This is a genomic window from Pseudomonas sp. KCJK8993, from assembly GCF_046230915.1.
Lineage (GTDB): Bacteria > Pseudomonadota > Gammaproteobacteria > Pseudomonadales > Pseudomonadaceae > Aquipseudomonas > Aquipseudomonas piscis.
Genome location: NZ_JBJJLO010000041.1, coordinates 21,807 through 48,744, shown reverse-complemented (window position 1 = coordinate 48,744; position 26,938 = coordinate 21,807). Strand labels below are relative to the sequence as shown.

Genomic DNA, 26,938 nt, shown 5'->3' with positions numbered 1-26,938 from the left:
AAAGGAAAAATGATATAATAACCACCAACCATCAGCGATTTGACCATAAACATACAGAAACACAACTACAGCTATAAGCCCTCCCCCACCCCATAACGCCCATATGTAAGGCCAGGGCATCTCAACAACCCCGCCTAAAAAGGGAATAGCGGAGAGAAAACTCAGAACAATCGCTACACCTCCTCCCCTCGGAGTCGGAACTGAATGGGAACTACGATCATTGGGAATATCCATGAGGCTGCGCGTCAGCGCATAACGTCGCAGCACCCACGTTAGTAAAAGCGAAGCACCGAGCACCACCAACATCAACCAGCTAATTGCCATCTAGACTTCTAATCCTTAAAAACAAAAGAGGGTATTAATTGAATATCCACTCTTAACCAATAATAAAAACGCACAAAACTACTAAAAAATAGAAATCAGGTATTTTTTGCAAGAAAATCCCTGGCTGTAGTACCCAGTGCAGAATCTACGCTTAACGGTGGCTTCCATCCCAGCAACTCTCGGTTTTTGTCGATATCGACCTGAAGCGAGCCACAGAGGCGCTGCGAAAGAGACTGCTTGCCCAACAAGAATGCTGCAAGCTTCAAAAAGAAACTCGGGATAGGTAAAAGTCGAGCAGGCTTATTCAATGCTTGCGCCATTTTATTCAGCAACATAGTCGTTGAAAGATCATCACCATCACTGACGAGGAACTTCTGATTGGCAGCCTTGGGATGATCGATACATGTGACAACAAGATCCACCAAGTTACCCAAAGCCACTAGACTACGCCTGTTGTTGATCGCACCAAAAGGCAACGGAATGCCTTGGCTCAACCATTTCATCATGCTCAAGAAATTCGCCTTGACCCCAGGGCCGTAAACTAGAACTGGGCGAATGATCACCACCTCCATCCCGGTCTGGGAGGCAATGCTCATGAGCCCCTGTTCCGCCTCCAGCTTGGAAATACCATAAGGATCCACCGGAGCTGGTTCAGAATCTGCGGTATAGGGGACCCCGAAGGTTTCCTCACCATTGACCTTGATGGAGCTAATGAATATGAAACGGCGAACGCCCTTAGCCGCAGCTTGGCGCGCCAAATTCAGCGTTCCCTCTACATTCACTTTTCGAAACGATGCGAGAGGATCTTTGGAAGACTCACGCATTACATGGACACGAGCAGCAGCATGTATAACCACTTCGCAATCCAACAGTGATTGAGTCCAGTCCGTAACACCGTCGATTTGCTCGATCAGAGCACTGGTGACAGCAGCCCCAAGTGTTTGCATGGGCCTACGTAGTGCGAGGGTCAAATCATAAGTCGGGAATTTGGCTAAACGCTCATGAAGAGCGCCTCCCACAAAACCGGATGCTCCTGTCAAAAGAATCCTGGTCATTTTTTAGCGTACCCTCTCAAACTCGCGCTACAGACTATGCCTGAAACACTCAAAAGCTGGCATTATGCGCCTACAATGCACCGAGGAGCTACATTTCCTCTCAAAAATCGCTCACCATTGATCCTTATACCGCAAGCCAGCCAGCACAGGTTGAACTCCCAATAACCTACAATAGGTGTGACCTGCAAAATCCACAGCGAAAGTTCAAATTGCAAATACAAAAAAACCACACCTGTCTATAGGCATGGCATGACCAGAAAGAACATCTAAATTTTCCGGAACAGAAAGAAGCCCTGCTCTAGCAACATTGCAAGGGTAATTTGGAGAATAACTTCTTCCTTATGGAAGCTTGAAGTCTCTCAGAGTCAAAACTTAAAAAGAATTATCGTCTTCTTCATTAACCCTATCCCTAAGCTCCTTGCCTGGCTTGAAATGCGGAACAAACTTCCCATCCAAGCTGACCGACTGACCTGTCTTCGGATTTCGGCCGACCCTCGGAGCACGATAGTGGAGTGAGAAACTACCAAACCCCCTTATCTCGATCCGATCACCAGTAGCCAAACACTGAGACATTTGCTCAAGCATCGTCTTGATGGCCAACTCGACATCCTTGGATGACAGCAGCCCTTGATGGGTGACAATTCGTTCGATCAACTCCGACTTCGTCATATTTTTCCCTTCTTTTTCAAGCAGCTAGATCAGTGCTTAGAAGGTTTTAGCATGCCCAGAAGGTTTTGAACAGCCCACCCACATCGAGCAATACAAACAAGACGCATCTGTAACAACCGAAAACCTTAACGACACATAACCAGCATTGTCCTCGTCATATACCCCGCCGGATTCCAGCCAAAGGGATAATCGCCCTCCTCATCCTTCGCATCGCTAGATTTAGTGATGATCCGATAACCACTGGAGCCGCACTCACGTGCAGCCCGTTCGTAGCATCTATCCCAATCCGCGCCCAATCCAGAACAGTCAATTTCGATACCAGTGACCCCTCGAATTGCATGGGTTCTCACATTGGCTTCACAACCCACCAAAAGCAAAATCAAACTAACGACCATAAACCTGCTCATACTCCTCCCTAGGTCAAGCTTCTAGATACCTGGCTCGTCCAGCGAAAGCCAAGAGCCTTAAATACAATCTACCCACCTAGAGAGACCCATGATTGCATGCCTTGGTTTCACTCCAAGATATCCTTGCTGATCTCCAGGCATAAAAAAGGGCGACCGAAGTCGCCCTTTTTTGGTGAACCAGAACTTAGTTCTGCTTCTCCATCTGTGCACGCAGCAGGTCACCCAGAGTGGTAGGACCAGCAGCGATATCCGAGGTAGCCGGCTTGTCGCGCAGGCTCTGGATAGCTTCTTTCTCGTCCTCAACGTCTTTCGACTTGATGGAGAGCTGGATTACACGACTCTTACGGTCAACGCTGATGATCTTAGCTTCAACTTCTTCGCCTTCTTTCAGGACGTTGCGCGCATCTTCGATGCGGTCACGGCTGATCTCAGAGGCTTTCAGAGTAGCTTCGATATCGTTAGCCAGGGTGACGATGGCGCCTTTGGCGTCAACTTCTTTTACAACACCCTTAACGATTGCGCCTTTGTCGTTCTCTTGTACGTACTCGGAGAACGGATCGCTTTCCAGTTGCTTGATACCCAGGGAGATACGCTCACGCTCTGGGTCAACCGACAGGATAACGGTGTCCAACTCGTCGCCCTTCTTGAAGCGACGCACAGCTTCTTCGCCCACTTCGTTCCAGGAGATGTCGGACAGGTGAACCAGGCCGTCGATGCCGCCGTCCAGACCAATGAAGATACCGAAATCGGTGATCGACTTGATGGTGCCGGAGATCTTGTCGCCCTTGTTGAACTGGCCAGAGAAGTCTTCCCATGGGTTGGACTTGCACTGCTTGATGCCAAGGGAAATACGACGACGCTCTTCGTCGATGTCCAGAACCATAACTTCCACTTCGTCGCCAACTTGTACGACTTTCGAAGGATGGATGTTCTTGTTGGTCCAGTCCATTTCCGAAACGTGTACCAGACCTTCAACGCCTTCTTCCAGCTCAGCGAAGCAGCCGTAGTCAGTCAGGTTGGTTACACGAGCGGTAACGCGGGTGCTTTCTGGGTAACGAGCTTTGATGGCAACCCATGGGTCTTCACCCAGTTGCTTCAGGCCCAGGGAAACACGATTGCGCTCGCGATCGTACTTCAGAACCTTGACATCGATCTCGTCGCCAACATTGACGATTTCGGAAGGATGCTTGATACGTTTCCAAGCCATGTCGGTAATGTGCAGCAGGCCGTCGACGCCACCCAGATCGACGAATGCGCCGTAATCGGTGAGGTTCTTGACGATACCCTTGACTTGCTGACCTTCCTGCAGGGATTCCAGCAGAGCTTCACGCTCGGCGGAGTTCTCGGCTTCAAGGACGCTACGGCGGGAAACGACAACGTTGTTGCGCTTCTGGTCGAGTTTGATGACCTTAAACTCGAGCTCTTTGCCTTCCAGGTGCGTGGTGTCGCGCACTGGACGGACGTCAACCAGAGAACCTGGCAGGAACGCACGGATGCCGTTAACGTCGACAGTGAAGCCGCCTTTAACCTTACCGTTGATAACGCCCTTGACCACTTCTTCGGCTGCGAAGGCTGCTTCCAGAACGATCCAGCATTCAGCGCGCTTGGCTTTTTCACGGGAGAGCTTGGTTTCACCGAAGCCGTCTTCAACCGAGTCCAGAGCAACGTGAACTTCATCACCAACATTGATGGACAGTTCGCCGGCATCGTTGTAGAACTGCTCAAGCGGGATCAGCGCTTCAGACTTCAGACCAGCGTGAACGGTTACCCAACGCGCTTGGTAGTCGATGTCGACGATAACACCGGTGATGATGGAGCCTGCCTGAAGGTTCAGGGTTTTCAGGCTTTCTTCAAAGAGTTCCGCAAAGCTTTCGCTCATTTTAATTCCTGTTGATAAGGGCGAAGATTCCGCCCATCTGCCACATTCCAGACAATGTGGGTTACGTTCATATAAAAGAAAGATCGCAGGACTATGACTGGTCCCCTACGATCTTCCTTGTTCACCCGGCGATATCGCGAAGGGCGATTTCGCTCAAGATGCGTTGCAACACCTGATCGATGGACAACTCCGTTGAATCCAGCTGTATGGCGTCAGCCGCCGGCTTGAGCGGGGCGACCGCTCGCTGGGTATCGCGCTCATCACGCGCACGAATCTCATCTAGCAGACTCGACAGACTAACACCATCGACCTTTCCCTTCAACTGCAAGTAGCGGCGGCGCGCACGCTCCTCGGCACTAGCGGTCAGGAAAATCTTCAATGGCGCATCGGGAAAGACTACCGTGCCCATGTCACGACCATCGGCGACCAGCCCCGGCAATTCACGAAAGGCCCGTTGACGCTGCAACAACGCATCCCGTACGGCCGGCAATGCAGCGACCTGGGAAGCCCAGGCACCGACCTGCTCGTTACGCAAGTCGTCGGTCACATCGTCGCCTTCGAGGATGATCCGTTGCGGATGGCTTTCGGTAGCACCCAGAAACTGTACATCCAGATGAGCCGCCAGAAGCTTGAGCGACTCCTCGTTGGTCAAATCGACCCCATGATTGCGGGCAGCGAACGCCAGCAACCGATACAAGGCCCCGGAGTCCAGCAGACACCAGCCCAGATGCTCGGCCAGCTTGCCAGCGATGGTGCCCTTGCCCGAACCGCTTGGCCCATCGATGGTGATTACAGGCGCCTTGCTCATCACGACTGAGCCTCTTGGGCAACACGGATGCCGACCTGGGCGCACAACGCAAGGAAGTTCGGGAAGGAGGTGGCGACGTTGGCGCAGTCATGGATGCGAATCGGCGCATTGGCGCGCAACGAGGCCACACTGAAGGCCATGGCAATCCGGTGGTCGCCATGACCATGGACCTCGCCACCACCAATCTGGCCACCATCGATGATGATGCCATCCGGGGTCGGTTCGCATTTCACACCCAGGGTCAGCAGGCCGTCGGCCATCACCTGGATGCGGTCGGACTCCTTGACCCTCAGCTCTTCCGCGCCACGCAGCACAGTACGCCCTTCGGCACAAGCAGCAGCGACGAACAGTACCGGGAACTCGTCGATCGCCAGCGGCACCAGTTCCTCCGGGATCTCGATTCCCTTGAGTTTGGCTGCGCGCACATGCAAGTCTGCAACCGGTTCGCCACCCACTTCACGCTGGTTTTCCAGGCGAATGTCGGCCCCCATCAGGCGCAGGATATCGATGACCCCGGTACGAGTCGGGTTGATCCCCACATGCTCCAGCACCAGCTCGGAGCCTTCGGCGATCGAAGCGGCCACCAGGAAGAAGGCCGCGGAGGAGATGTCCGCCGGCACCTCGATATGACTAGCCTTGAGCTTGCCACCGGAAACCACCGAGGCGGTCGCTCCCTCGACATCCACTGAATAACCGAAGCCGCGCAGCATGCGCTCGGTATGGTCGCGAGTCGGCGCCGGCTCGGTCACCGTGGTCTTGCCTTCGGCGTACAGCCCCGCCAATAGCAGGCAGGACTTCACCTGGGCGCTGGCCATCGGCAAGGTGTAGGTCAAGCCCTTGAGCTTATGACCGCCACGGATCACCATCGGCGGGCGACCTTCGGCCGCGGTCTCGATCACCGCGCCCATCTCCCGCAACGGATTGGCCACACGATTCATTGGACGCTTGGACAGTGAAGGGTCGCCCGTCAGGGTGCTATCAAAATCCTGCGCAGCCAGCAGGCCGGAGAGCAGGCGCATGGACGTACCGGAGTTGCCCAGGTAGATCGGGCCAGGTGCCGGCTTCAAACCATGCAGCCCGACTCCATGAATGGTCACCCGGCCGTGATGCGGCCCCTCGATGACCACCCCCATGTCGCGGAAAGCCTGCAAGGTAGCCAGCGCATCTTCCCCCTCGAGGAAACCTTCCACTTCAGTGGTGCCTTCGGCCAGGGAGCCGAGCATGATCGAGCGGTGGGAAATCGATTTGTCACCTGGAACACGAATCCGCCCACTCAGGCGGCCACCAGGATTTGCCAGGAAAATCAGATCGTTGGAGTTCATAGCGTCCACATAGGCCCGGCGGGCCAGGATTTTACCGAAATGCTCGCGGGCTACCCGGGCGCGAGTGAATACGCCCAACAACTGATGCCCGTCCCCTGCATCGACCGCGTCGCGCAAGGCGTCGAGGTCATTGCGAAATGTATCGAGTGTGCGCAGGACCGCTTCGCGATTGGCGAGGAAGATGTCATGCCACATGACCGGGTCACTGCCAGCGATTCTCGTGAAATCGCGGAACCCGCCCGCAGCGTAACGGAAGATATCCAGATTTTCACTGCGCTTGGCCAACGAGTCGACCAGGCCGAATGCCAACAAATGCGGTAGATGGCTGGTTGCAGCCAGGACCTCGTCATGCCGCTGGACCTGCATATGTTCGACATCTGCCCCCAATTCGCGCCACAAGCTGTCGACCAGCGCCAGCGCCAGCGCATCGGTCTGCGCCAACGGCGTCAAGATCACCTTGTGCCGGCGAAACAACTGGGCATTGGAGGCCTCGACGCCGCTTTGCTCGGAACCGGCGATCGGATGCCCAGGCACGAAGCGCGCCGGCATGCCAGCAAAAGCCTCGGTCGCCGCCCGCACCACATTGCCTTTGGCGCTGCCGACATCGGTCAACACCGCCCGCCCCAGATCCATGCCCGCCAATTTGGCCAGCAATTTCTCCATGGCCAGGATCGGCACCGCCAGCTGGATCACATCAGCCCCCTGGCAAGCCAGGGCCAAGTCCTCTTCGCAGCGATCCACCACCCCCAGTTCCACGGCCAATCGACGGGACTGCGGATCCAGGTCAACGCCAACCACTTCACGACAGATACCACTTTCACGCAGCCCCTTGGCAAAGGAGCCGCCAATCAATCCCAAGCCGATCACCACCAGGCGACCGATCATAGGCACAGCAGATTGCACTGGAATGACATCAACCACGAGCCAGGACCTTGGCCAAGGCCTCGAGGAAGCGGGTATTTTCCGCCGGCAAACCGATGGTCACGCGCAGGTGGTTGGGCATTGAGTAGTTGGCCACAGGGCGCACGATCACCCCTTCACGCAACAACCCCTGGAATACCGGCGCGGCCTCGCGCCCCAGGTCAACGGCGATGAAGTTGCCCCTGGACGGGATCCAATCCAGGCCCAACTCGCCGAACCCCGCTTCCAACTGCTGCATTCCAGCCTCGTTCAGGCGCCGGCTTTCAGCCAGGTAGTCATCGTCCTGCAATGCTGCGCAAGCCGCGGCCAGGGCCAGGCTGTTGACGTTGAAGGGTTGGCGCACGCGATTCAGCACATCCGCCACCACCGCGGTAGACAGGCCATAACCGACCCGCAGAGCTGCCAGGCCATAGGCCTTGGAAAACGTCCGCGAGACCAGCAGGTTCGGGTAAGCCGCCAGGAAATCCAGGCCATCAGGCAGGTCGCTGCCTTCGGCATACTCGATGTAGGCCTCGTCCAGCACCACCAGCACATGGGCCGGTACGTCCTGGAGAAACTCGTCCAGCGCCTCGGCATCGAACCAGGTACCCGTCGGGTTGTTCGGGTTGGCGATGAACAGCACCCGGGTTTGCGCATCGATGGCCTTGAGCATGGCGGGCAGGTCATGCCCCCAATTCTTGGCCGGCACTACCCGCGCCTCGGCACCGACCGCCTGGGTGACGATCGGGTACACGGCAAAGGCGTGCTCGCTGAACACCGCATTCAGGCCTGGGGCCAGGTAGGCGCGAGCGACCAGCTCGAGGATGTCGTTGGAGCCATTGCCCAGGGTCACCTGCCCGATCTCGACGCCACAGCGCTCGGCCAGCAGGGACTTGAGCGCGAAGCCGTTGCCATCCGGGTAGCGAGTCAGCTCGGCCAGCTCTTCGCGAATCGCGGCAAGCGCCTTCGGACTGGCGCCCAGCGGATTTTCGTTGCTCGCCAGCTTGACGATGGTGGCCGGATCGATATCCAGCTCACGGGCCAGTTCGTCCACGGGCTTGCCCGGAACGTACGGCGAAAGTTGTTGCACGCCTGGCTGCGCCAGGGCGAGGAAGTCGCCACTCATTGTTAAATGCCTCAGAGAACCGCTTTCGGGTAGGAACCCAGCACCTTGAGTGCCACTGCTTCCTGACTGATCTTCTCCAACACACCCTTGACCAGCGGATCGCGGTGGTGGCCGACAAAGTCGATGAAGAATACGTAGGTCCATTTGCCACTACGCGAAGGCCGGGTCTCGATCCGCGTCAGATCGATGCCATTGTCATGGAACGGCACCAGCAGCTCGTGCAGCGCACCCGGCTTGTTGCTCATGGAAACGATGATCGAAGTCTTGTCGTCTCCAGTCGGCGGCACTTCCTGATTGCCGATCATCAGAAACCGCGTGGAGTTGTCCGGACGATCCTCGATCTTGTCAGCCAGGCGGGTCAGGCCATAGAGGCTCGCCGCCATGTCGCCGGCGATCGCCGCCGAGCTCCACTCCCCCTTGACCCGCTTGGCGGCCTCGGCATTGCTCGATACCGCGACCCGTTCCACATTCGGATAGTGGGCGTCCAGCCATTTGCGACACTGGGCCAGCGACTGGGCATGGGAATAGATACGGCTGATGCTGTCGGTCTTGGTGTTCTCGCCCACCAGCAGGTGATGGTGGATACGCAGCTCGACCTCGCCGCAAATCACCATGTCGTGCTCGAGGAAACTGTCGAGGGTATGGTTGACCGCACCCTCGGTGGAATTCTCCACCGGCACCACGCCGAAGTTCACCGCACCAGCCGCCACTTCGCGGAACACCTCGTCGATGGCCGCCATCGGCTTGCTGATCACCGCGTGACCGAAATGCTTCAAGGCCGCGGCCTGGGTGAAGGTACCCTCGGGGCCCAGATAGGCCACTTTCAGCGGCTGCTCCAGCGCCAGGCAGGAGGACATGATCTCGCGGAACAACCGCGCCATTTCCTCATTGTCCAGCGGCCCCTGGTTACGCTCCATCACCCGCTTGAGAACCTGGGCCTCGCGCTCGGGGCGATAGAACACCGGCACCTCGCCTTCGGCCAGGGAAGCCATCTTCACCCGGGCCACTTCCTGAGCACAGCGCGCGCGCTCACTGATCAGCTCCAGGACCTTCTCGTCCAGGGAGTCAATGCGCAGGCGCAAGGCCTTGAGTTCTTGCTCAGACATCAGCCATGTTCCTTCTCGAACTCCGCCATGTAGGCCACCAGCGCGTTGACCGCATCGAGGCCCAATGCGTTATAGATGGAGGCGCGCATGCCGCCTACCGAGCGGTGCCCCTTGAGATTGAGCAGGCCCCGGGCATCGGCACCGGCCAAGAAAGCCTTGTCCAGGCGCTCGTCGGCCAGACGGAACGGCACGTTCATCCACGAACGGGCGTTGACGCTGATCGGGTTGGTGTAGAAATCGCTGTTGTCGATGAAGCCGTACAGGGCATCTTTCTTCGCCTTGTTGCGCTGCTCCATGGCGGCAACGCCACCCTGCTCCTTCAGCCACTCGAAGACCAGGCCCGAGAGGTACCAGGAATAGGTAGCCGGAGTGTTGTACATCGAGCCGTTGTCGGCAGCGACCTTGTAGTCGAGCATGGTCGGGCAAGCGCTACGGGCGCGGCCCAGCAGGTCTTCGCGGACGATCACCACCACCAGGCCACTCGGGCCGATGTTCTTCTGCGCGCCGGCGTAGATCAAGCCGTACTGCGACACATCGGCCGGACGCGAAAGAATGTCGGAGGACATGTCGACCACCAGAGGCACGTCACCGGTCTGCGGCACCCAGTCGAACTGCAGGCCACCGATGGTTTCGTTGGATGCATAGTGCACATAGGCCGCGCCCGCGGTCAGCTTCCACTCGTTCTGGCCCGGGATGGCCAGGTAGTCGTAGGACTTGGCGCTGGCGGCGATGTTGACGGCACCAAAGCGACGGGCTTCCTCGATGGCCTTCTTCGACCAGATACCAGTCTCGATATAGTCCGCCGTGCCGTTTTCCGGCAGCAGGTTCAACGGGATCTCGGCGAATTGCTGGCTGGCGCCGCCCTGGAGGAACAGCACCTTGTAGTTGGAGGGGATGGACATCAGCTCGCGCAGGTCCTGCTCGGCTTTTTCGGCGATGGCCACATAGTCGTCGCTACGATGGCTCATTTCCATGACCGACAGGCCCTTGCCGTTCCAGTCCAGCATCTCGGCCTGGGCGCGCTTCAGCACCGCTTCAGGAAGCGCGGCAGGGCCTGCGCAGAAGTTAAAGGCTCGTTTGCTCACATCCACTCTCGCTCTGCTTCAGTTATGAAGCGGGGCGATCATGCTGATCGCCCCGCCGGGTTATTGCGCTGGGTTATTCCTGGGTCACCTCGTCGGCGGCGTCGGGCGCCTCGCCCTCGGCGTCGACTACCTCACCATCGATCACCTCGCCGTCTTCGAGCACGCCCTCGAGCTCATCCGACGCCTGGATACGCTCCAGGCCTACCAGCGTCTCGTCGTCGGCCAACTTGATCAGCGTCACCCCCTGGGTGTTGCGGCTGAGGATCGACACCTCGCCTACCCGTGTACGCACCAGGGTTCCCTGATCGGAGATGAGCATGATCTGCTCGTCTTCACGCACCTGGATGGCGCCGATCAGATTGCCGGTACGCCCCTTCATGGCGATCACGCCCTGGCCGCCACGCTTGCGACGCGGGAACTTGGCAAGCTCGGTACGCTTGCCGATACCGCGCTCCGAGGCGGTAAGGATCTGCGCGCCGGACTCGGGGATGAGCATGGAAATCAGTTGCTGGGACTTGCCCAACTTCATCCCGCGCACACCACCGGCCACACGACCGCGCTCGCGAACTTCGCTCTCGACGAAGCGGATGACCTTGCTGGCGCTGGAGAACAACATGACTTCCCGCGCACCATCGGTGATGGCGGCAGCGATCAGGGTATCGCCCTCTTTCAGCTTCAAGGCGATCAAGCCGGCCTTGCGCGGCTTGGCGAAGCTTGCCAGCGAGACCTTCTTGACCAGGCCGAAGGCGGTCGCCATGAACACGAAGGCACCGGTCGGCTCGGCGACCCACTCCGGCGTGTCGCGGTCGTCATCGTCCTCGGCTTCCTCTTCATCCATCACTTCGGCGTCGGCCAGAACGTCCTCAGCCTCTTCGACCTCCTCGGAGTCGGCGCCCTGCTGCAGGGCCTCGAGGTCGACCTGCAACATCGCGGTGATGCGCTCGCCCTGCTCCAGCGAGTCGATGATGTTCACCAGCGGACGACCGCGGGCAGCACGGGAAGCTTCAGGAATCTCGTAGGTCTTGAGCCAGTACACCTTGCCCTTGCTGGAGAACAGCAACAGGGTGGCATGGCTGTTGGCTACCAGCAGGTGCTCGATGTAATCCTCATCCTTCACGCCGGTCGCCGACTTGCCCTTGCCACCACGGCGTTGGGCCTGGTAGGCCGACAACGGCTGGGTCTTGGCATAACCGCCATGGGAAATGGTCACTACGCGCTCTTCTTCGGGGATCATGTCGCCGTAGTCGAGATCGTGGGTCGCATTGACGATTTCGGTACGGCGCTCGTCGCCGTATTCGGCACGGATCACTTCCAGCTCTTCGCGGATCACTTCCATCAGGCGCTCAGCGCTGTTGAGGATGCGGATCAGCTCGCCGATCTGGTTGAGGATCTCCTGGTACTCGGCCAGCAGTTTCTCGTGTTCCAGGCCCGTCAGGCGGTGCAGGCGCAGTTCCAGGATGGCCTGGGCCTGTTCCGGGGACAGGAAGTACTTGCCGTCGTGCAGGCCATACTGCTCCGGCAGGTCCTCAGGGCGGCAGGAATCGGCACCAGCGCGCTCGACCATGACCTGCACGGCACTGGATTCCCACGGTGTGGAAACCAGCGCTTCCTTGGCTTCGGACGGTGTCGGCGAGGCCTTGATCAGGGCGATGACCGGATCGATGTTGGACAGGGCAACGGCCTGGCCTTCGAGGATATGGCCACGCTCGCGAGCCTTGCGCAGCTCGAATACGGTACGCCGGGTCACCACTTCGCGGCGATGACGAACGAAAGCTTCCAGCAGGTCCTTCAAGTTGAGGATCCGCGGACGACCGTCGATCAGCGCGACGATGTTGATGCCGAACACGCTCTGCAACTGGGTCTGGGCGTAGAGGTTGTTGAGCACCACCTCCGGCACTTCGCCACGGCGCAGTTCGATCACCACGCGCATGCCGTCCTTGTCGGACTCGTCGCGCAACTCGGTGATGCCTTCGAGTTTCTTCTCCTTGACCAGCTCGGCGATCTTCTCGATCAGGCGGGCCTTGTTCAGCTGGTATGGCAGCTCGGTGATGACGATCTGCTGGCGACCACCGACCTTGTCGATGTCCTCGACAGTGGAGCGGGCGCGCATGTAGATACGGCCACGGCCTGTGCGGTAGGCCTCGATGATGCCCTGGCGGCCGTTGATGATACCGGCGGTGGGAAAGTCCGGACCGGGGATGAACTGCATCAGGTCGTCGACGCTCAGCTCGGGATTGTCGATCAGTGCCAGGCAGCCATCGATCACCTCGCCCAGGTTGTGCGGCGGGATGTTGGTCGCCATGCCCACGGCAATACCGCTGGAACCATTGACCAGCAGGTTGGGGATCTTGGTCGGCATGACCGCGGGAATCAGTTCGGTGCCATCATAGTTGGGCACCCAATCCACGGTTTCCTTGTGCAGGTCGGCCAGCAGCTCGTGCGCCAGCTTGGTCATGCGCACCTCGGTGTATCGCATGGCCGCCGCGTTATCGCCGTCCACCGAACCGAAGTTACCCTGGCCGTCTACCAACAGGTAGCGCAGGGAGAATGGCTGAGCCATGCGGACGATGGTGTCGTACACCGCGGTATCGCCGTGGGGGTGGTACTTACCGATCACGTCACCGACCACACGGGCAGATTTCTTGTACGGCTTGTTCCAGTCGTTACCGAGTTCGCTCATTGCGTACAGCACACGCCGGTGCACGGGCTTCAAGCCGTCGCGCGCATCAGGCAGTGCCCGCCCGACGATTACGCTCATCGCGTAGTCGAGGTAGGACTGTTTCAGCTCGTCTTCGATATTGACCGGTAGGATTTCTTTGGCCAGTTCGCCCATGAGAAGCCTGATTCCTTTTTCTGGTGAAACTTCGCCACATCCAGATGGGACGAACGAAGCTCGCCGCTGCAGGCCTAGTGCCAGCACCGACTTACGACAAATCAACAAGTTATGACATGGATTTGCGCAGTAGAGGTGACCGCATCGGACCACCCTGGAAACCGCCGGATGTTATCACAATCGCCGCCACGCACCTATCCCCCTGATGCGCATGGAACGTAGCTAGTTGACCGATGACCACCTGAAAGACGGCGACAGGGCCTCAGAGGCCGATTCCCTTTCCGACAACCAGGTTTTTTCCGAGCTGGCGAGCATTTTTTGGTCCTGCCTGCTGACAGGCATCGCTCCCGACTCAATGCAGGCGCTTGCGGCACAGCAATTGGGCCATTTTTGCCGCATCAGGGCGCTCGACGACGCCCTTCTCGGTGACGATGGCGTCGATCAGGTCCGCCGGCGTGACGTCGAACACCGGATTGAAGACCGCCACCGCCGCCCCCAGCGGTTTGCCACCCACCTCCAGCAGCTCGCGGGCGTCACGCTCCTCGAGGGGAATGTCCTCGCCAGTGGCCAGGCTCATGTCGATGGTCGAACTGGAGGCCACCACCATGAAGCGCACGCCATGATGCATGGCGTTGACGGCCAGCTGGTAGGTGCCGATCTTGTTCGCCACATCGCCATTGGCGGCGATCCTGTCCGCACCGACCACCACCCAGGTCAGGCCCTTGGTCTTCATGATGTGCGCCGCCGCGGCATCGGCGTTCAGGGTCACCGGCACGCCTTCACTGGCAAGTTCCCAGGCAGTCAGCCGCGACCCTTGCAGCCAGGGCCGGGTTTCATCGACGTAGACCCGCTCCACCATGCCCTCCAGCCAGGCTCCGCGAATCACTCCCAGGGCAGTGCCGAAGCCACCGCTGGCCAGGGCCCCGGTATTGCAATGGGTCAGCAAGGTCTGCGGGTTTCCCTGGTGCCGACGAATCAGCTCCACCCCGAGCTGGGCCATGGTCAGGTTGGCCTCGCGATCGCTTTCATGGATCGCCAGGGCCTCGACCTCCAGGGCCGCCAGAGGGTCGGCATGCTCCCTGACCCGCTCCAGCCGCTCACGCATGTGGCGCAAGGCCCAGGAGAGGTTGACCGCCGTCGGCCGGGTGGCTTCGAGCAGCTCCAAGTCCGCATCGAGCGCAGCGATCCAGTCGCCACCGGCGGCAAAACGTGCGCGGGCAGCCAGGACCACACCATAGGCTGCACTGATGCCAATGGCCGACGCACCGCGCACCACCATCGCGCGAATGGCCTCGGCCACCGCGGCGACGCTGTCGCAGGCCAGCCAGTTCTCTTCAAGGGGCAAGGCCCGCTGATCGAGCAGGTACAGAGTGCCATCTCGCCAGTCAATGGCCTTGACCTTCTCCGCAGCCAACAGACGATCGCGCATCCCTCACCCCGCACTCATGAACAAAAGCCGCCGATTATAGCGATCCCCCGGCGAAGACGCTCGGGTATACTTCGCCATCCTTTGTCTTTGAAGCCCTGGACCGATACTCGATGCCGAACCGTGAACCTGCGCTCGACCTGTTGCTGCTGCCCACCTGGTTAGTGCCTGTGGAGCCAGCCGGCGTCGTCCTCAAGGACCACGGCTTGGGCATCCGCGACGGCCGCATCGCCTTCATCGGGCCACGCAACGAAGCCCTGAGGCGCCAGGCTGGCGAGGTCCGCGAGCTGCCCGGCATGCTGCTCGCCCCGGGCCTGATCAACGCCCACGGGCATGCGGCCATGACCCTGTTTCGCGGCCTGGCCGACGACTTGCCGCTGATGACCTGGCTGGAGAACCACATCTGGCCCGCCGAAGCCAAATGGGTGGATGAAGCCTTCGTCCACGACGGCACGGACCTGGCCATCGCCGAGCAGATAAAAGGCGGCATCACCTGCTTCTGCGACATGTATTTCTTCCCCAAGGTCGCCAGCGAACGGGTTCACAACAGCGGCATTCGCGCCCAGATCGCCATTCCGGTACTGGACTTCCCGATTCCTGGCGCCCACGACGCGGCCGAAGCCATTCGCCAGGGCGTGGAACTGCTCAGCGATCTCAAGCATCACCCGCGCATCCGCATTACCTTCGGCCCCCATGCCCCCTACACCGTAAGCGACGAAAACCTGGAGAAGGTCCGCATGATCGCCGAGGAACTGGACGCCTCGATCCACATGCACGTGCACGAAACCGCATTCGAGATCCAGCAGTCCCTGGAGCGGCATGGCGAGCGACCGTTGGCCCGCCTCGCCCGGCTAGGCTTGCTGGGACCACGCTTGCAGGCCGTTCATATGACCCAAATCAGCGATGAAGACCTGGCTTTGCTGGTAGAAACCAACACCAGCGTGGTTCATTGCCCGGAGTCCAACCTTAAACTGGCCAGCGGCTTCTGCCCGGTCGAGCGCCTGTGGCAGGCCGGGGTCAATGTCGCGGTGGGCACCGACGGCGCAGCCAGCAACAACGACCTGGACCTGCTCGGCGAAACCCGCACCGCAGCCTTGCTGGCCAAGGCCGTGGCAGGTTCGGCAACCGCGCTGGATGCCCATCGCGCCCTGCGCATGGCCACCCTCAACGGCGCCAGGGCCATGGGCCTGGAAGATGAAGTGGGCTCCCTGGAGCTCGGCAAGGCTGCGGATCTGGTGGCATTCGACCTGTCCGGGCTGGCCCAGCAACCGATTTACGACCCGGTGTCGCAACTGATCTATGCCACCGGCCGCGACTGCGTGACGCACCTCTGGGTGGCCGGCAAGCAGCTACTGGACAACAAGCGGCTGACCCGCATGGATGAGCGCCAACTCGGCGACACCGCCCGCGACTGGGCCAGGCGCATCAGCGGACACGCCCAATAATCCCGGGCCTCGAGCCAGCGCGCGAGGCCCTATCGAATTCCTTGAGTTTTGGAGCACTACCCATGAGCAACGTCGACCACGCTGAAATCGCCAAGTTCGAAGCCCTGGCCCACCGCTGGTGGGACCGTGAAAGCGAGTTCAAGCCCCTGCACGATATCAATCCGCTGCGGGTCAACTGGATCGACGAACGGGTCGGCCTGGCCGGCAAGAAGGTCCTGGACGTCGGTTGCGGCGGCGGCATTCTCAGCGAAGCCATGGCCCAGCGTGGCGCTACCGTGACCGGTATCGACATGGGCGAGGCCCCGCTGGCGGTCGCCCAGCTGCACCAGCTGGAATCCGGGGTGAACGTCGAATACCGGCAGATCACCGCCGAGGCTCTGGCCGAGGAAATGCCCGAGCAGTTCGACGTGGTCACCTGCCTGGAGATGCTCGAGCACGTTCCCGATCCTTCGTCGGTGATCCGCGCCTGCTTGCGCATGGTCAAGCCCGGCGGCCAGGTGTTTTTCTCTACCATCAACCGCAACCCCAAGGCCTACCTGTTCGCCATCGTCGGCGCGGAATACATCATGAAGCTGCTGCCACGCGGCACCCATGACTTCAAGAAATTCATCCGCCCATCGGAGCTCGGCGCCTGGAGCCGCGCCGCCGGCCTGACCGTCAAGGACATCATCGGCCTGACCTACAACCCGCTGACCAAGCACTACAAGCTGTCAGCGGACGTGGACGTCAACTACATGATCCAGACCCTGCGAGAGGAGTGACACATGGCCATCAGAGCCGTTCTTTTCGATATGGATGGCACCTTGCTCGATACCGCGCCGGACTTCATCGCTGTCTGCCAGGGCATGCGCCGTGATCGCGGCCTGCCGCCCATCCCCGACCAGCACATCCGCGACGAAGTCTCGGGCGGCGCCCGGGCCATGGTGGCCGTGACCTTTGCCATGGACCCCGAATCCCCGGGGTTCGAAGAGTTGCGCCAGGAGTTCCTCGAGCGCTACCTCCAGCATTGCGCGGTGCATAGCCGGTTGTTCGACGGCATGGAACAGTTGCTGGCCGACATCGAGCGCGCGAACCTGCCCTGGGGCGTGGTGACCAACAAGCCCGTGCGCTTTGCCGCGCCGATCATGGAGCAACTGGGACTGGCCGAGCGTTCGGCCCTGCTGATCTGCCCCGATCACGTGAAGAACAGCAAGCCGGACCCCGAACCACTGATCCTGGCCTGCAAGATGCTGGACCTGGACCCCTCCACCGTGCTGTTCATCGGCGACGACCTGCGCGACATCGCATCCGGCCGCGATGCCGGCACCAAGACCGCGGCCGTGACCTACGGCTACATCCATCCGGACGACAATCCCCGGCACTGGGGTGCAGACGTGGTGGTCAGCCACCCACTGGAACTGCGCCAGGTCCTGGATAACGCATTGTGCAGCTGCTGAGCAGCGCCCTGCCCGACTGACTCCCGGCAGGCTCCCATTTCCGCTGAGGCTTTTTATGTTTGATTACTCCGCCCGCCCCGAACTGCTCAAGGACCGGATCATCCTGGTCACCGGCGCCGGTCGCGGCATCGGCGCCGCCGCCGCCAAGACCTACGCCGCCCACGGCGCCACCGTGCTCCTGCTGGGCAAGACCGAGGCCAACCTGACCGAGGTCTACGACGCCATCGAGGCCGCCGGGCACCCGCAGCCCGTCGTGATCCCGTTCAACCTGGAAACCGCGTTGCCGCACCAGTACGACGAGCTGGCGGCCATGATCGAAGCCGAATTCGGTCGCCTCGACGGCCTGCTGCACAACGCTTCGATCATTGGCCCGCGCACACCGCTGGAGCAGCTGTCGGGGGAAAACTTCATGCGGGTCATGCAGGTCAACGTCAACGCCACCTTCATGCTGACCAGCACCCTGCTGCCGTTGCTCAAGCTGTCCCAGGACGCTTCGGTGGTCTTCACCTCCAGCAGTGTCGGCCGCAAGGGCCGCGCCTACTGGGGCGCCTACGGAGTATCCAAGTTCGCCACCGAAGGCCTGATGCAAACCCTCGCCGACGAGCTGGATACCGTCGCCCCGGTACGCGCCAATAGCATCAATCCCGGCGCCACCCGCACCAGCATGCGCGCCCTGGCCTACCCGGGTGAAAACCCCAGCAAGAACCCGCAACCAGAAGAAATCATGCCGGTCTACCTCTACCTCATGGGCCCGGATAGCACCGGCATCAACGGCCAGGCATTCGACGCGCAGTAACCCCTCCGTTCGTCGCGACGGAATACCGTCGCGACACCTCGACAAGTCCCATTCAGCACGGACTTCAAGCCAAACAACCGTCGCCCTGGATGACGGCAATTCCTCTCATATTTACAACCCGTTGAATTGGATGGATTTTTCTCCATCTGAACCGAATGGCACGAGTTTCGCTCTAAGAACACTCAATACACCGTGCCTTGGCACCGTGGAATATGGCTTTGATCGGGGCGTGGAAGCCCAAGATGAAGCGGCATAAAATGTGCGCGATTGTCCTACGGGACTGAAGGAACAGTATGACGCGCAGCTCCGAGCCGCTCTCACCCAGGCCAGTAAGACTTTACACAGTGCTCAGGGGGCGCAAGCTCAGATGAAGATTCCCACCCAGAACAACGCAATTGACTTTGACAGCGCCAAATTGCAGCGCCTGGGCTTTACCCAACAATCGCCACTGCTCAAACAGCCAGTGAGCCTCACGCAGTTGCGCCAACAGTTAGGCCTGCAGTTGCAGACCAGCCTGGAACCGCAGCGCATCCTGGAGCTGTTCTTCCGCGAAGCGCAGCGCCTGGTGCCTCTCGATGCCCTGCACTACAGATACGCCCCCAGCGACCTGCGCCTGGAGTTCGGCCAGCGCGGCCACCATTCCACCAGCTACAGCCTCAGCCATGAAGGCGAACCCATGGGCGAACTGGTCTTTCGTCGCAACCAGCGCTTCAGCGATAGCGAACAAGGCCACCTGGAATCCTTGCTCTCCACCCTGCTCTACCCGATGCGCAACGCCTTGCTGTACCGCGCCGCCACCCGCAGCGCCCTGCGCGACCCGCTGACCGACACCGGTAATCGCATCGCCATGGACCAGACCCTGTCGCGGGAAATCGAGATGGCTCGGCGCCACCTGCTGCCGCTGTCGCTGCTGATGCTGGACATCGACCATTTCAAGCGCATCAACGATAGCCATGGCCACAGCACTGGCGACGAGGTACTCAAAAGCGTTGCCGCCTCCATCAAGGGGCAACTGCGCAATGTGGACATGGTGTTTCGTTTCGGCGGGGAGGAATTCCTGATCCTGCTCTCCAACACCGGTCGCGAGGCTGCGGCCATGGTCGGGGAGCGCCTGCGCAATGCCACCCAGGCCCAGGAACATCGGGCCGATGGCAAGCTGATCGAACTGACCGTCAGCCTGGGCTGCGCCACGCTGCTGCCCGGAGAATCCGCTGAAAGCCTGCTGCGCCGCGCCGATAGCGCGCTTTACGTCGCCAAGCGCGAGGGCCGCAATCGCCTGGCCATGGCAGGCTAGGCGTCAAATATCGCCACAAGCGCTAGCCGCTTGTGGCGATCTGTCCTGCCAACTGCTGACTCAGCCCTCGGCCAGCGCCAGGCGCTCGCGAGTCACCGTGTTCTTTTCCAGCTGCATGCAGCGCTCCAGGAACAGGTACATATAGTCATAGCTCTTGCAGATCGCCTGGCGCAGCTCGGCCTGCAGCGCCTTGCTCGGGTTCAACCCGGCCAGGGTAACGATGATCTCCAGGGCTTCCCATGGGTGGGCATCGTCGTACTGCGCGTGCATCTTCAGCCACTTCATGGCGCGCTTGCGGTCTTCCTCGGGGAAGGACGCCGCATAAATGCCGTTGGAGCAGACCAGGGCCGACCATTCGCCGGTCGCCCCTTCGATGGCGTAGTTGGTGGCGGCAATGGCCACGATCAGCGAATCCGCCGAGCTGGTATGCCAGCACCAGTGGCTCAGGGCATGCAGCTCCGGTGGCACCTGCTGGGCCTGCAGGTCTTCCAGGGTCACCCCGTGAGCCCGACTCCAGTGCACCCAATAGTCGGCATGGTTGAGCTCGACGCGAATGTTGCGCATCAACCAGCGGCGCGCCATGTCTTCGCCAGGGTGGCGGGCAAAGCGAGTCTTGGTCAGGTTCTGCGCCATGTACAGGGCGAACTGCTCGACCACCGGCCAACCACCGATCAGGTACTGGCGCATGATTTTCGGACTGAGCTTGTTGTCTCGCATGCGCTGGTACAGCTCATGCTCTACGACGCGGCGCTTGCTCTCGCTACAGTCCTGGATCAGTTGCTGGGTCCAGGCGGGGTAGCTGGCAGCTTCCATGAGCGGGCCGGTTCGGCTGAATGTGTCGATCACTGTCGGGCTCCTTTTGATTGTGATGTACGGATCCAAAAGAGGTTTCAGCGGAACGTGCCGGGCGCCTTCAGCAATACGGGCCGTGGCCGCACGGGTCGACACTGCAGGCTGTCACAGGTGAACAATTGCGGGCGCTCGATGTTGTAGCCTTGAGCATAATCCACACCGATCTCGAGCAGGGCCTGTTCGATCTGCGGCGTTTCGACGAATTCGGCAATCGTGCGCTTACCCATGACATGCCCGATATGGTTGATCACCTCGACCATGGCGCGGTTAATCGGGTCGTCCAGCATATCCTTTACGAAACTTCCATCGATCTTCAGGAAGTCTACAGGCAAATGTTTGAGATAAGCGAACGACGACATTCCCGCACAAAAGTCGTCCAGGGAAAAATGACAACCTAAACCCTTGAGTTCGTTTATAAAACGAATCGCACTGCCGAGGTTGGCGATGGCGCTGGTTTCGGTAATTTCAAAACAGATCAGTTCCGGTGATATCCGGTAGATGGCGAACTGCTCGCGCAGGAAGTCGAGGAATTCATCGTCGCCGATGGTGATCCCCGACAAGTTGATCGCACACATGGCCATCGGCCCTTCGCGCCCCTCCTCGATGCACTGGGCAATGATCTTGAATACATTCTGCACCACCCAACGATCCAGTGACGTCATCAGGCCATAGCGCTCGGCCGCCGGAATGAAGCTGTCCGGCAGGATCATGCGCCCGGCCTCGTCGTGCAGGCGCAGGAGGATCTCCAGATGGCCCCCCCCTTCTTCCAGATGGTCCAGCGCGGTGATTTCCTGGGAATACAGGCAGAAGCGGTTTTCCTCCAGCGCCATATGCAGGCGCTGGACCCAGGCCATTTCGCCAAAACGCAAGGACAGCTCCGAGTCATCGGCATGGTAGACCTGCACTCGGTTGCGGCCCTTTTCCTTGGCCATGTAGCAGGCCATGTCCGCCGCGCGCAGGGAGGCCTCCAGGGTGGTCGGGGTCTGGGCGATATGCACCAGTCCGATGCTGACGGTGGTCACGAACGGCCGCCCCTTCCAGACGAAATGCAGATTCTGCACGGTTTGGCGCAACCCCTCGGCGATTTTCTCCGCGGCTTCCGGCGAGCAATTCTCCAGGAGGATGCCGAACTCGTCCCCGCCCAGCCGCGCCAAGGTATCGCCCTCGCGCAGTCCTGATTGCAGCAAGGCGCAGATATGCCGCAACAATTCGTCGCCGGCAGCATGACCACAGGTGTCGTTGACCAGCTTGAACTGGTCCAGGTCCAGGAACATCAGGGCATGCCGCGCCGGTTGCCGGGCCAGGCCGTACAGGGCCTGTTCCAGGCGAAACTCGAACTCGCGACGGTTGGCCAGGCCGGTCAGGGCATCGTGGGTCGCCTGCCAGGACAGGTTGGCGATGTATTGCCGCTCCTGGGTCATGTCGTGCAACACCAGCACCGCACCGCTGACCTTCCCGGCATTGCGGATTGGCGCCCCCACCAGCGTCACCGACACTGTGCTGCCGTCCAGGCGCTGGATCAGCTTGGAATGCTCGCTGCCACCACTGAGTTGGCCGCTGAGAATATGCTCGATCAAGGTAAAGCCGTCGGTCTGGGCGTTTTCGTCCAGCAGATTGAATAGCGCCGCCAGGGGCAAGCCGACGGCCTGCGCGCCCTTCCAGCGAGTCAGCTCCTCCGCCGCCGGGTTCATGTAGGCGATGGCGCCTTCGACATCCGTGGTGATCACCCCGTCGCCGATGGACTGCAAGGTGATTTGCGCCCGCTCTTTCTCCAACTGCAAGGCGGTGGCAAAGGCATGACGCTGGGCCAGCAGCTTGTGGGTGCGCAGCAAAGCCAGGCCGATCAGGAACAACGCCGTGGCCAGATTGGTCACCAGCAGCAACCGCAGGATCACCCGCGAGCCTTCCCCGAGGGCATCGCTGAACGCCTTGGCCGCCGGGGTGACTCCAGCGTTGATGGCGAAGATCTCGCTCTTCCAGCGCTGGACATCGGCATCGCTGGCGTTGTTGCTATTGATGTGCTGGTGCATTTCCCGCGCGACCTGGTCCAGTTGCAACAGGTAGCTGTCGCCCACGGTCCAGCGGTCGATGGCTTTTTCCAGGTAGCTGAAGTGCCGGAAGTTGAGGTACAGCCAGATCAGGCTGGCCACGTCGTCCGGGTGGTTGCCACCCTTGAGGATCCCCAGCCGCGCCGCTTCTAGGTCCGGCGGCTGACTATCCAGCGCTCCCCGCAGCTCATGCCCGCCCTGGGGCACGGCGATCGCGTTCTGGTACTTGAGGAAGGTGCCTTCGTCGCGGCTGTCGGCATACAGACTGAGGTAGTAGATCGCGTCTTTCTGGCCCTTGGACCATAGGCTTTCGCCGGCGACGTAGCCACGCACCGCCGATAGCACATACAGGCTGAGGCCACCCAGGAGTGCCTGGAATACCACCACTGCAATGAAAGGCCAGACGATGCCCAACAACCGTGGCGTTGCGAAAGTCCGCTTTTGCTTCATGAGGGTCCTTGCTTCAGCACTGCCAAATGAACACCCAGTAGTCTCGCCTCAGACAGCACAGATTAGGCTAATTTCCCCCGTTTCGAGACCGGGCGAACGGCCGCTGGCTCGAGCCCTTTGCAAAAGGTCCCGAGCCTGGACTGCTGAAGCGATCAATACACCTGGAAATTCAAGCACTAAGCACAGAAAGCCGGATAAAACTCAAGGCGCTCGAACTTGCTGCAAATGCCCATAAAGCTTGGCATAGAGGCCGCCATCGGCAATCAGTTGCTGATGGTCGCCATCTTCGGCGATCTGCCCGCCATCGAACACCAATACCCGGTCCGCCTGTTTCACCGCCGACAATCGGTGAGCAATGATCAGCGTAGTCCGGCCCCGTAAAAAACGCGTCAGTGCCTGGTGCAGGTTGTATTCGGTGGCCGCGTCCAGTGCGGACGTGGCCTCGTCGAGGATCACCACCTTGGGTTCGGCCAAAATCATCCGCGCAATCGCCAGGCGCTGGCGCTGGCCTCCGGACAGTCGTACCCCAGAACGTCCGACCATGGTGTCCAGGCCCTGGGGCAAGGCCCTCACCGTGACATCCAGCTGGGCGATCTCCAGCGCCTGCCAGCAGGCGCCGTCGCTGCGCTCACGGCCCATGGTCAGGTTGGCCCGCACGGTATCGTTGAACAACGCCGGATGTTGCAGCACCACGGCGACATTCTCGCGCACGGTAGCCAGGCCGATCTCCTCCTGGGTCGAACCGCCGAAGCGGATACTGCCGGCTTGTGGCGTGTATAGGCCGAGCAACAGTTGCACCAGGGTACTCTTGCCGCCGCCGCTGGCGCCGACGATCGCCACCTTCTCCCCCGGGGCGATGGACAGGTTCATGTTGTCCAGCACGCGCTCGTCGCCATAACCGAAGCTCAGCCCGCGCACCTCGATGCCCACGGTCTCGCGCCCCAGGAACGGGTCCACGCCACCGGCATGTTGCGGCTCGTCGGCGCGCGCCAGCAGCTCGTTGATCCGGGTCAGCGCCCCACCCGCGGCATAATAGGCGTACTGCAGGTTCAGCAACTGTTCCACCGGGCCGATCATGAACCACAGGTAGCTGAACACCGCCAGCATCTGGCCGATGGACAGGTCGGAAAACAACACGGTGAGCATCGCCACGGCGCGGAAGATATCGATACCGAACTGGAACAACAGCCCGCTGGCCCGCCCCGACGCGTCGCTCTTCCATTGCGAGGCCACTGCGTAATCCCGCACCTCTTCGGCACGCCGCCCCAGGCGCCCGAGGAAGTAGCCCTGGCGATTGCCTGCACGGACTTCCTGGATCGCTTCCAAAGTCTCGGTCAAGGCCTGGGTAAAGCGTGAGGTGCTGTCGTTCTCCAGCTTCTTCAGGTGCTTGACCCGCTTGCCCAACTGCACTGTGGCGAAGATCACCAGCGGGTTGAACAGCAGGATCAGCAAGGCCAGTTTCCAGTGCATCCACATCAGGATCCCGGCGGTGCCCACCAGGGTCAGCATGGCCACCAGGAAACGGCTCAGGGTCTCGCCGACGAATTTGTCCACGGTGTCCAAGTCGGTCACCAGGTGGCTGCTGACGGTGCCGCCGCCTAGGCTTTCGTACTCCCCCAGGGAGATGCGCTTGAGTCGCTCGATCAGGCGGATACGGATGCGATAGACGATGTCCTTGGCCAGGCCGGCGAACAATCGGGCCTGGACCACGTTGAACACCAGGGCCGCGCAGCGCAGGACCAGGGTCACCAGCAGCATCAGGCCGATGTAGCCGGCGGCGTCATGCCAGGCCGTCGGCAGCAACAGCCGCATCACCTGCAACGCAGCATCGCCATGCCCCAGTAGCACTTCGTCCACCAGCAATGGCAACAGCAGGGGAATCGGCACGCTGCACAGGGTCGCCAGGACGGCGACGCCATTGGCGATCCACAGGGATTTCTTGTGTTGCAGGGCCAGGCGACGGATTTCCGCCCAGCTCAGACGGTCGACGGTTTTGCCGCTGGCGCCTGGATCGACCGGCTCAGGCACTGGCGGCACGCTCCAGCCAGCGCCCCAGCAACGGTGCGAGCTCGCCAAGTGGCTGGTAGCCGTTGGTCAGCAAGGCCAGTTGGCCGTTGCGCTCGGCCAGCAGGGTGGGGAACCCGGCGATGCCCAGGTCCTGGACCCAAGTGAAGTCCGCCGCCGTGGCCGCATGCTGCTCGGCCCGGTCGAAGGCCTCGGCGAATTCGATGCGCGGCACTCCGGCGCGTTCGGCCAGTTCCACCAGCACGCTGGCCAGGGTCACATCCCGGCCTTCGACATAGAACGCGCGCTGGATCAGCCCCAACAGCTTCCAGGCGCAATCCGGCGCCAGGCCCCGCGCGGTGACGATGGCTCGGCAAGCCGGCTCGGTGTCATAGACGAATCCGTCGGGCAACGCCCCCTCGAACTTGAACGCCTGGCCGGTGGCCTGGTGCACCGCCTGCCAGTGTTCGAGGATGTAGCGCCGCGTCGTGGGTTCCAGCGCCGCGCCACTGCCGGTGCGCAGGCCGCCCACTACCAGGTGCAACTCGACGCCGGCAGCTTGTGCCTGCTCCACCAGGGCCTCGGCCACCGGAGCGAAGCCCCAGCACCATGAACACATCGGGTCCATCACATAGAGCAGGCGGGCGGACATGGCTCAGGCCTCGGAGGATGCTTGCTTGTAGTTGTAGCCGATCGGGTGCGGCTGGTTGCGAGCCTTGGCCAACTCGATCTGTTTCTGCCGGTCGATAGCGCTGCGGCGGGTCTTCTCGCTCAGCGTGTCCCAGCAATGAGGGCAACTGATGCCCGGCACATAGTGCTCGGAGGCGCGATCCGCGACGCTCACCGGCGTCCGGCAGGCATGACATTGATCGTAGTCGCCTTCGCTGAGGTCGTGGCGCACGGTGACCCGGTTGTCGAACACGAAGCAGTCGCCCTGCCACTTGCTCTCTTGCTGCGGCACTTCCTCGAGGTACTTGAGGATCCCGCCCTTGAGGTGGAACACCTCGCCGAAACCTTCGCTGAGCATGTAGCTCGAAGCCTTCTCGCAGCGAATGCCGCCGGTGCAGAACATCGCCACTTTCTTGTGCTTGCTGGGGTCGAAGTTGGCCCGGATGTACTCCGGGAACTCACGGAAGGTGGTGGTCTTGGGGTCGATGGCGCCTTCGAAGGTACCGATGGACACCTCGTAGTCGTTGCGGGTGTCGATCAGCAGGACCTCCGGATCGCTGATCAGGGCGTTCCAGTCCTGGGGCTCGACATAGGTCCCGACCTGCTTGTTCGGGTCGACGCCCGGCACGCCCAGGGTGACGATTTCCTTCTTCAGCTTGACCTTGGTGCGGTAGAACGGCTGCTCGTCGCAGTACGACTCCTTGTGGTCGATATCGCGCATGCGCGGGTCGTTCTTGAGCCAGGCCAGCAGGCCGTCGATACCTTCGCGGCTGCCGGAAACCGTGCCATTGATGCCTTCCTCGGCGATCAGCAGGGTGCCCTTGATGCCGTTGTCGAGCATCGCCTGCAGCAAAGGCTCGCGCAGGCTGACGTAATCTTCGAGGGTGACGAACTTGTACAGTGCCGCCACGACGATGGGTTGAGTCATGGGTAATCTCCAGGTGGCTACCCTCGCAAAGGGTGAACCGGATGCAAAAAAAACGCGCCGGCTAAGCGGCGCGTTG

21 protein-coding genes and 1 pseudogene are annotated in these 26,938 nt (G+C 60.6%); 5 read left to right on the top strand and 17 right to left on the bottom strand.

Going from position 1 to position 26,938, the window contains the following annotated elements:
* The 12 genes and pseudogenes from ACK6AU_RS15325 to mtnA all read right to left on the bottom strand — a co-directional run.
* A pseudogene (locus tag ACK6AU_RS15325) lies at window positions 1-324 on the bottom strand (glycosyl transferase); the annotation flags it as partial.
* A 95-nt stretch (window positions 325-419) separates the two neighbouring features.
* Complete coding sequence (locus ACK6AU_RS15320) at window positions 420-1,379, bottom strand: UDP-glucose 4-epimerase family protein (protein WP_409299842.1); 960 nt, start codon at window positions 1,377-1,379, stop codon at window positions 420-422.
* A 372-nt stretch (window positions 1,380-1,751) separates the two neighbouring features.
* Window positions 1,752-2,048, bottom strand: a complete 297-nt coding sequence (gene ihfB / locus ACK6AU_RS15315; protein WP_409299840.1) for an integration host factor subunit beta — start codon at window positions 2,046-2,048, stop codon at window positions 1,752-1,754.
* 125 nt (window positions 2,049-2,173) lie between these two features.
* Window positions 2,174-2,455 (bottom strand): hypothetical protein, encoded by a 282-nt coding sequence (locus tag ACK6AU_RS15310; RefSeq protein WP_409299838.1) that lies wholly within the window; start codon window positions 2,453-2,455, stop codon window positions 2,174-2,176.
* Window positions 2,456-2,639: 184 nt separating this feature from the next.
* On the bottom strand, window positions 2,640-4,334 hold the full coding sequence (gene rpsA / locus ACK6AU_RS15305) for a 30S ribosomal protein S1 (RefSeq protein WP_022640118.1): 1,695 nt from the start codon (window positions 4,332-4,334) through the stop codon (window positions 2,640-2,642).
* A gap of 121 nt (window positions 4,335-4,455) precedes the next feature.
* Window positions 4,456-5,142 carry a (d)CMP kinase gene (gene cmk, locus ACK6AU_RS15300; RefSeq protein ID WP_053133198.1) on the bottom strand — a complete coding sequence of 229 codons (687 nt, stop codon included), beginning with the start codon at window positions 5,140-5,142 and terminating at the stop codon, window positions 4,456-4,458.
* A complete protein-coding gene (locus ACK6AU_RS15295) occupies window positions 5,142-7,349 on the bottom strand; it encodes a bifunctional prephenate dehydrogenase/3-phosphoshikimate 1-carboxyvinyltransferase (protein WP_185699833.1) in 2,208 nt (735 codons plus the stop codon). Before ACK6AU_RS15295 ends, cmk begins: the two co-directional genes overlap by 1 nt.
* Before the next feature lie 28 nt (window positions 7,350-7,377).
* On the bottom strand, window positions 7,378-8,490 hold the full coding sequence (hisC, locus tag ACK6AU_RS15290) for a histidinol-phosphate transaminase (protein WP_409299835.1): 1,113 nt from the start codon (window positions 8,488-8,490) through the stop codon (window positions 7,378-7,380).
* Between the two features lie 11 nt (window positions 8,491-8,501).
* Entirely contained in the window at window positions 8,502-9,596 is a 1,095-nt protein-coding gene (pheA, locus tag ACK6AU_RS15285) for a prephenate dehydratase (RefSeq protein ID WP_185699816.1), read from the bottom strand.
* Window positions 9,596-10,681: a 3-phosphoserine/phosphohydroxythreonine transaminase gene (gene serC, locus ACK6AU_RS15280; RefSeq protein ID WP_185699815.1), complete on the bottom strand. Its 1,086-nt coding sequence runs from the start codon at window positions 10,679-10,681 to the stop codon at window positions 9,596-9,598. Before serC ends, pheA begins: the two co-directional genes overlap by 1 nt.
* A gap of 73 nt (window positions 10,682-10,754) precedes the next feature.
* Window positions 10,755-13,514 (bottom strand): DNA gyrase subunit A, encoded by a 2,760-nt coding sequence (gyrA, locus tag ACK6AU_RS15275; RefSeq protein ID WP_185699814.1) that lies wholly within the window; start codon window positions 13,512-13,514, stop codon window positions 10,755-10,757.
* Window positions 13,515-13,866: 352 nt separating this feature from the next.
* Window positions 13,867-14,943 (bottom strand): S-methyl-5-thioribose-1-phosphate isomerase, encoded by a 1,077-nt coding sequence (gene mtnA, locus ACK6AU_RS15270; protein ID WP_185699813.1) that lies wholly within the window; start codon window positions 14,941-14,943, stop codon window positions 13,867-13,869.
* Between the two features lie 110 nt (window positions 14,944-15,053).
* Between mtnA and ACK6AU_RS15265 the strand changes: the two genes are divergently transcribed.
* From ACK6AU_RS15265 to ACK6AU_RS15245, 5 genes are all read left to right on the top strand, one after another.
* Complete coding sequence (locus tag ACK6AU_RS15265; RefSeq protein ID WP_409299831.1) at window positions 15,054-16,385, top strand: TRZ/ATZ family hydrolase; 1,332 nt, start codon at window positions 15,054-15,056, stop codon at window positions 16,383-16,385.
* A 62-nt stretch (window positions 16,386-16,447) separates the two neighbouring features.
* Entirely contained in the window at window positions 16,448-17,146 is a 699-nt protein-coding gene (gene ubiG, locus ACK6AU_RS15260) for a bifunctional 2-polyprenyl-6-hydroxyphenol methylase/3-demethylubiquinol 3-O-methyltransferase UbiG (RefSeq protein ID WP_185699811.1), read from the top strand.
* A 3-nt stretch (window positions 17,147-17,149) separates the two neighbouring features.
* On the top strand, window positions 17,150-17,821 hold the full coding sequence (gene mupP, locus ACK6AU_RS15255; RefSeq protein ID WP_185699810.1) for an N-acetylmuramic acid 6-phosphate phosphatase MupP: 672 nt from the start codon (window positions 17,150-17,152) through the stop codon (window positions 17,819-17,821).
* 55 nt (window positions 17,822-17,876) lie between these two features.
* A complete protein-coding gene (locus ACK6AU_RS15250; RefSeq protein WP_185699809.1) occupies window positions 17,877-18,617 on the top strand; it encodes a YciK family oxidoreductase in 741 nt (246 codons plus the stop codon).
* Window positions 18,618-18,984: 367 nt separating this feature from the next.
* On the top strand, window positions 18,985-19,911 hold the full coding sequence (locus tag ACK6AU_RS15245; protein ID WP_409299828.1) for a GGDEF domain-containing protein: 927 nt from the start codon (window positions 18,985-18,987) through the stop codon (window positions 19,909-19,911).
* 60 nt (window positions 19,912-19,971) lie between these two features.
* Here ACK6AU_RS15245 and ACK6AU_RS15240 read toward each other — a convergent pair whose 3' ends face one another.
* The 5 genes from ACK6AU_RS15240 to ACK6AU_RS15220 form a co-directional block, all read right to left on the bottom strand.
* A complete protein-coding gene (locus ACK6AU_RS15240) occupies window positions 19,972-20,724 on the bottom strand; it encodes an iron-containing redox enzyme family protein (RefSeq protein ID WP_221775290.1) in 753 nt (250 codons plus the stop codon).
* Between the two features lie 77 nt (window positions 20,725-20,801).
* Window positions 20,802-23,261, bottom strand: coding sequence for an EAL domain-containing protein (locus ACK6AU_RS15235; RefSeq protein WP_185699806.1), 2,460 nt, complete (start codon window positions 23,259-23,261; stop codon window positions 20,802-20,804).
* 201 nt (window positions 23,262-23,462) lie between these two features.
* Window positions 23,463-25,289, bottom strand: a complete 1,827-nt coding sequence (locus tag ACK6AU_RS15230; protein WP_409299825.1) for an ABC transporter ATP-binding protein — start codon at window positions 25,287-25,289, stop codon at window positions 23,463-23,465.
* Window positions 25,282-25,884, bottom strand: coding sequence for a DsbA family protein (locus ACK6AU_RS15225; protein WP_185699832.1), 603 nt, complete (start codon window positions 25,882-25,884; stop codon window positions 25,282-25,284). Before ACK6AU_RS15225 ends, ACK6AU_RS15230 begins: the two co-directional genes overlap by 8 nt.
* A 36-nt stretch (window positions 25,885-25,920) precedes the next feature.
* Window positions 25,921-26,862, bottom strand: coding sequence for a rhodanese-related sulfurtransferase (locus tag ACK6AU_RS15220; protein WP_409299823.1), 942 nt, complete (start codon window positions 26,860-26,862; stop codon window positions 25,921-25,923).
* Window positions 26,863-26,938 lie beyond the last annotated feature (76 nt).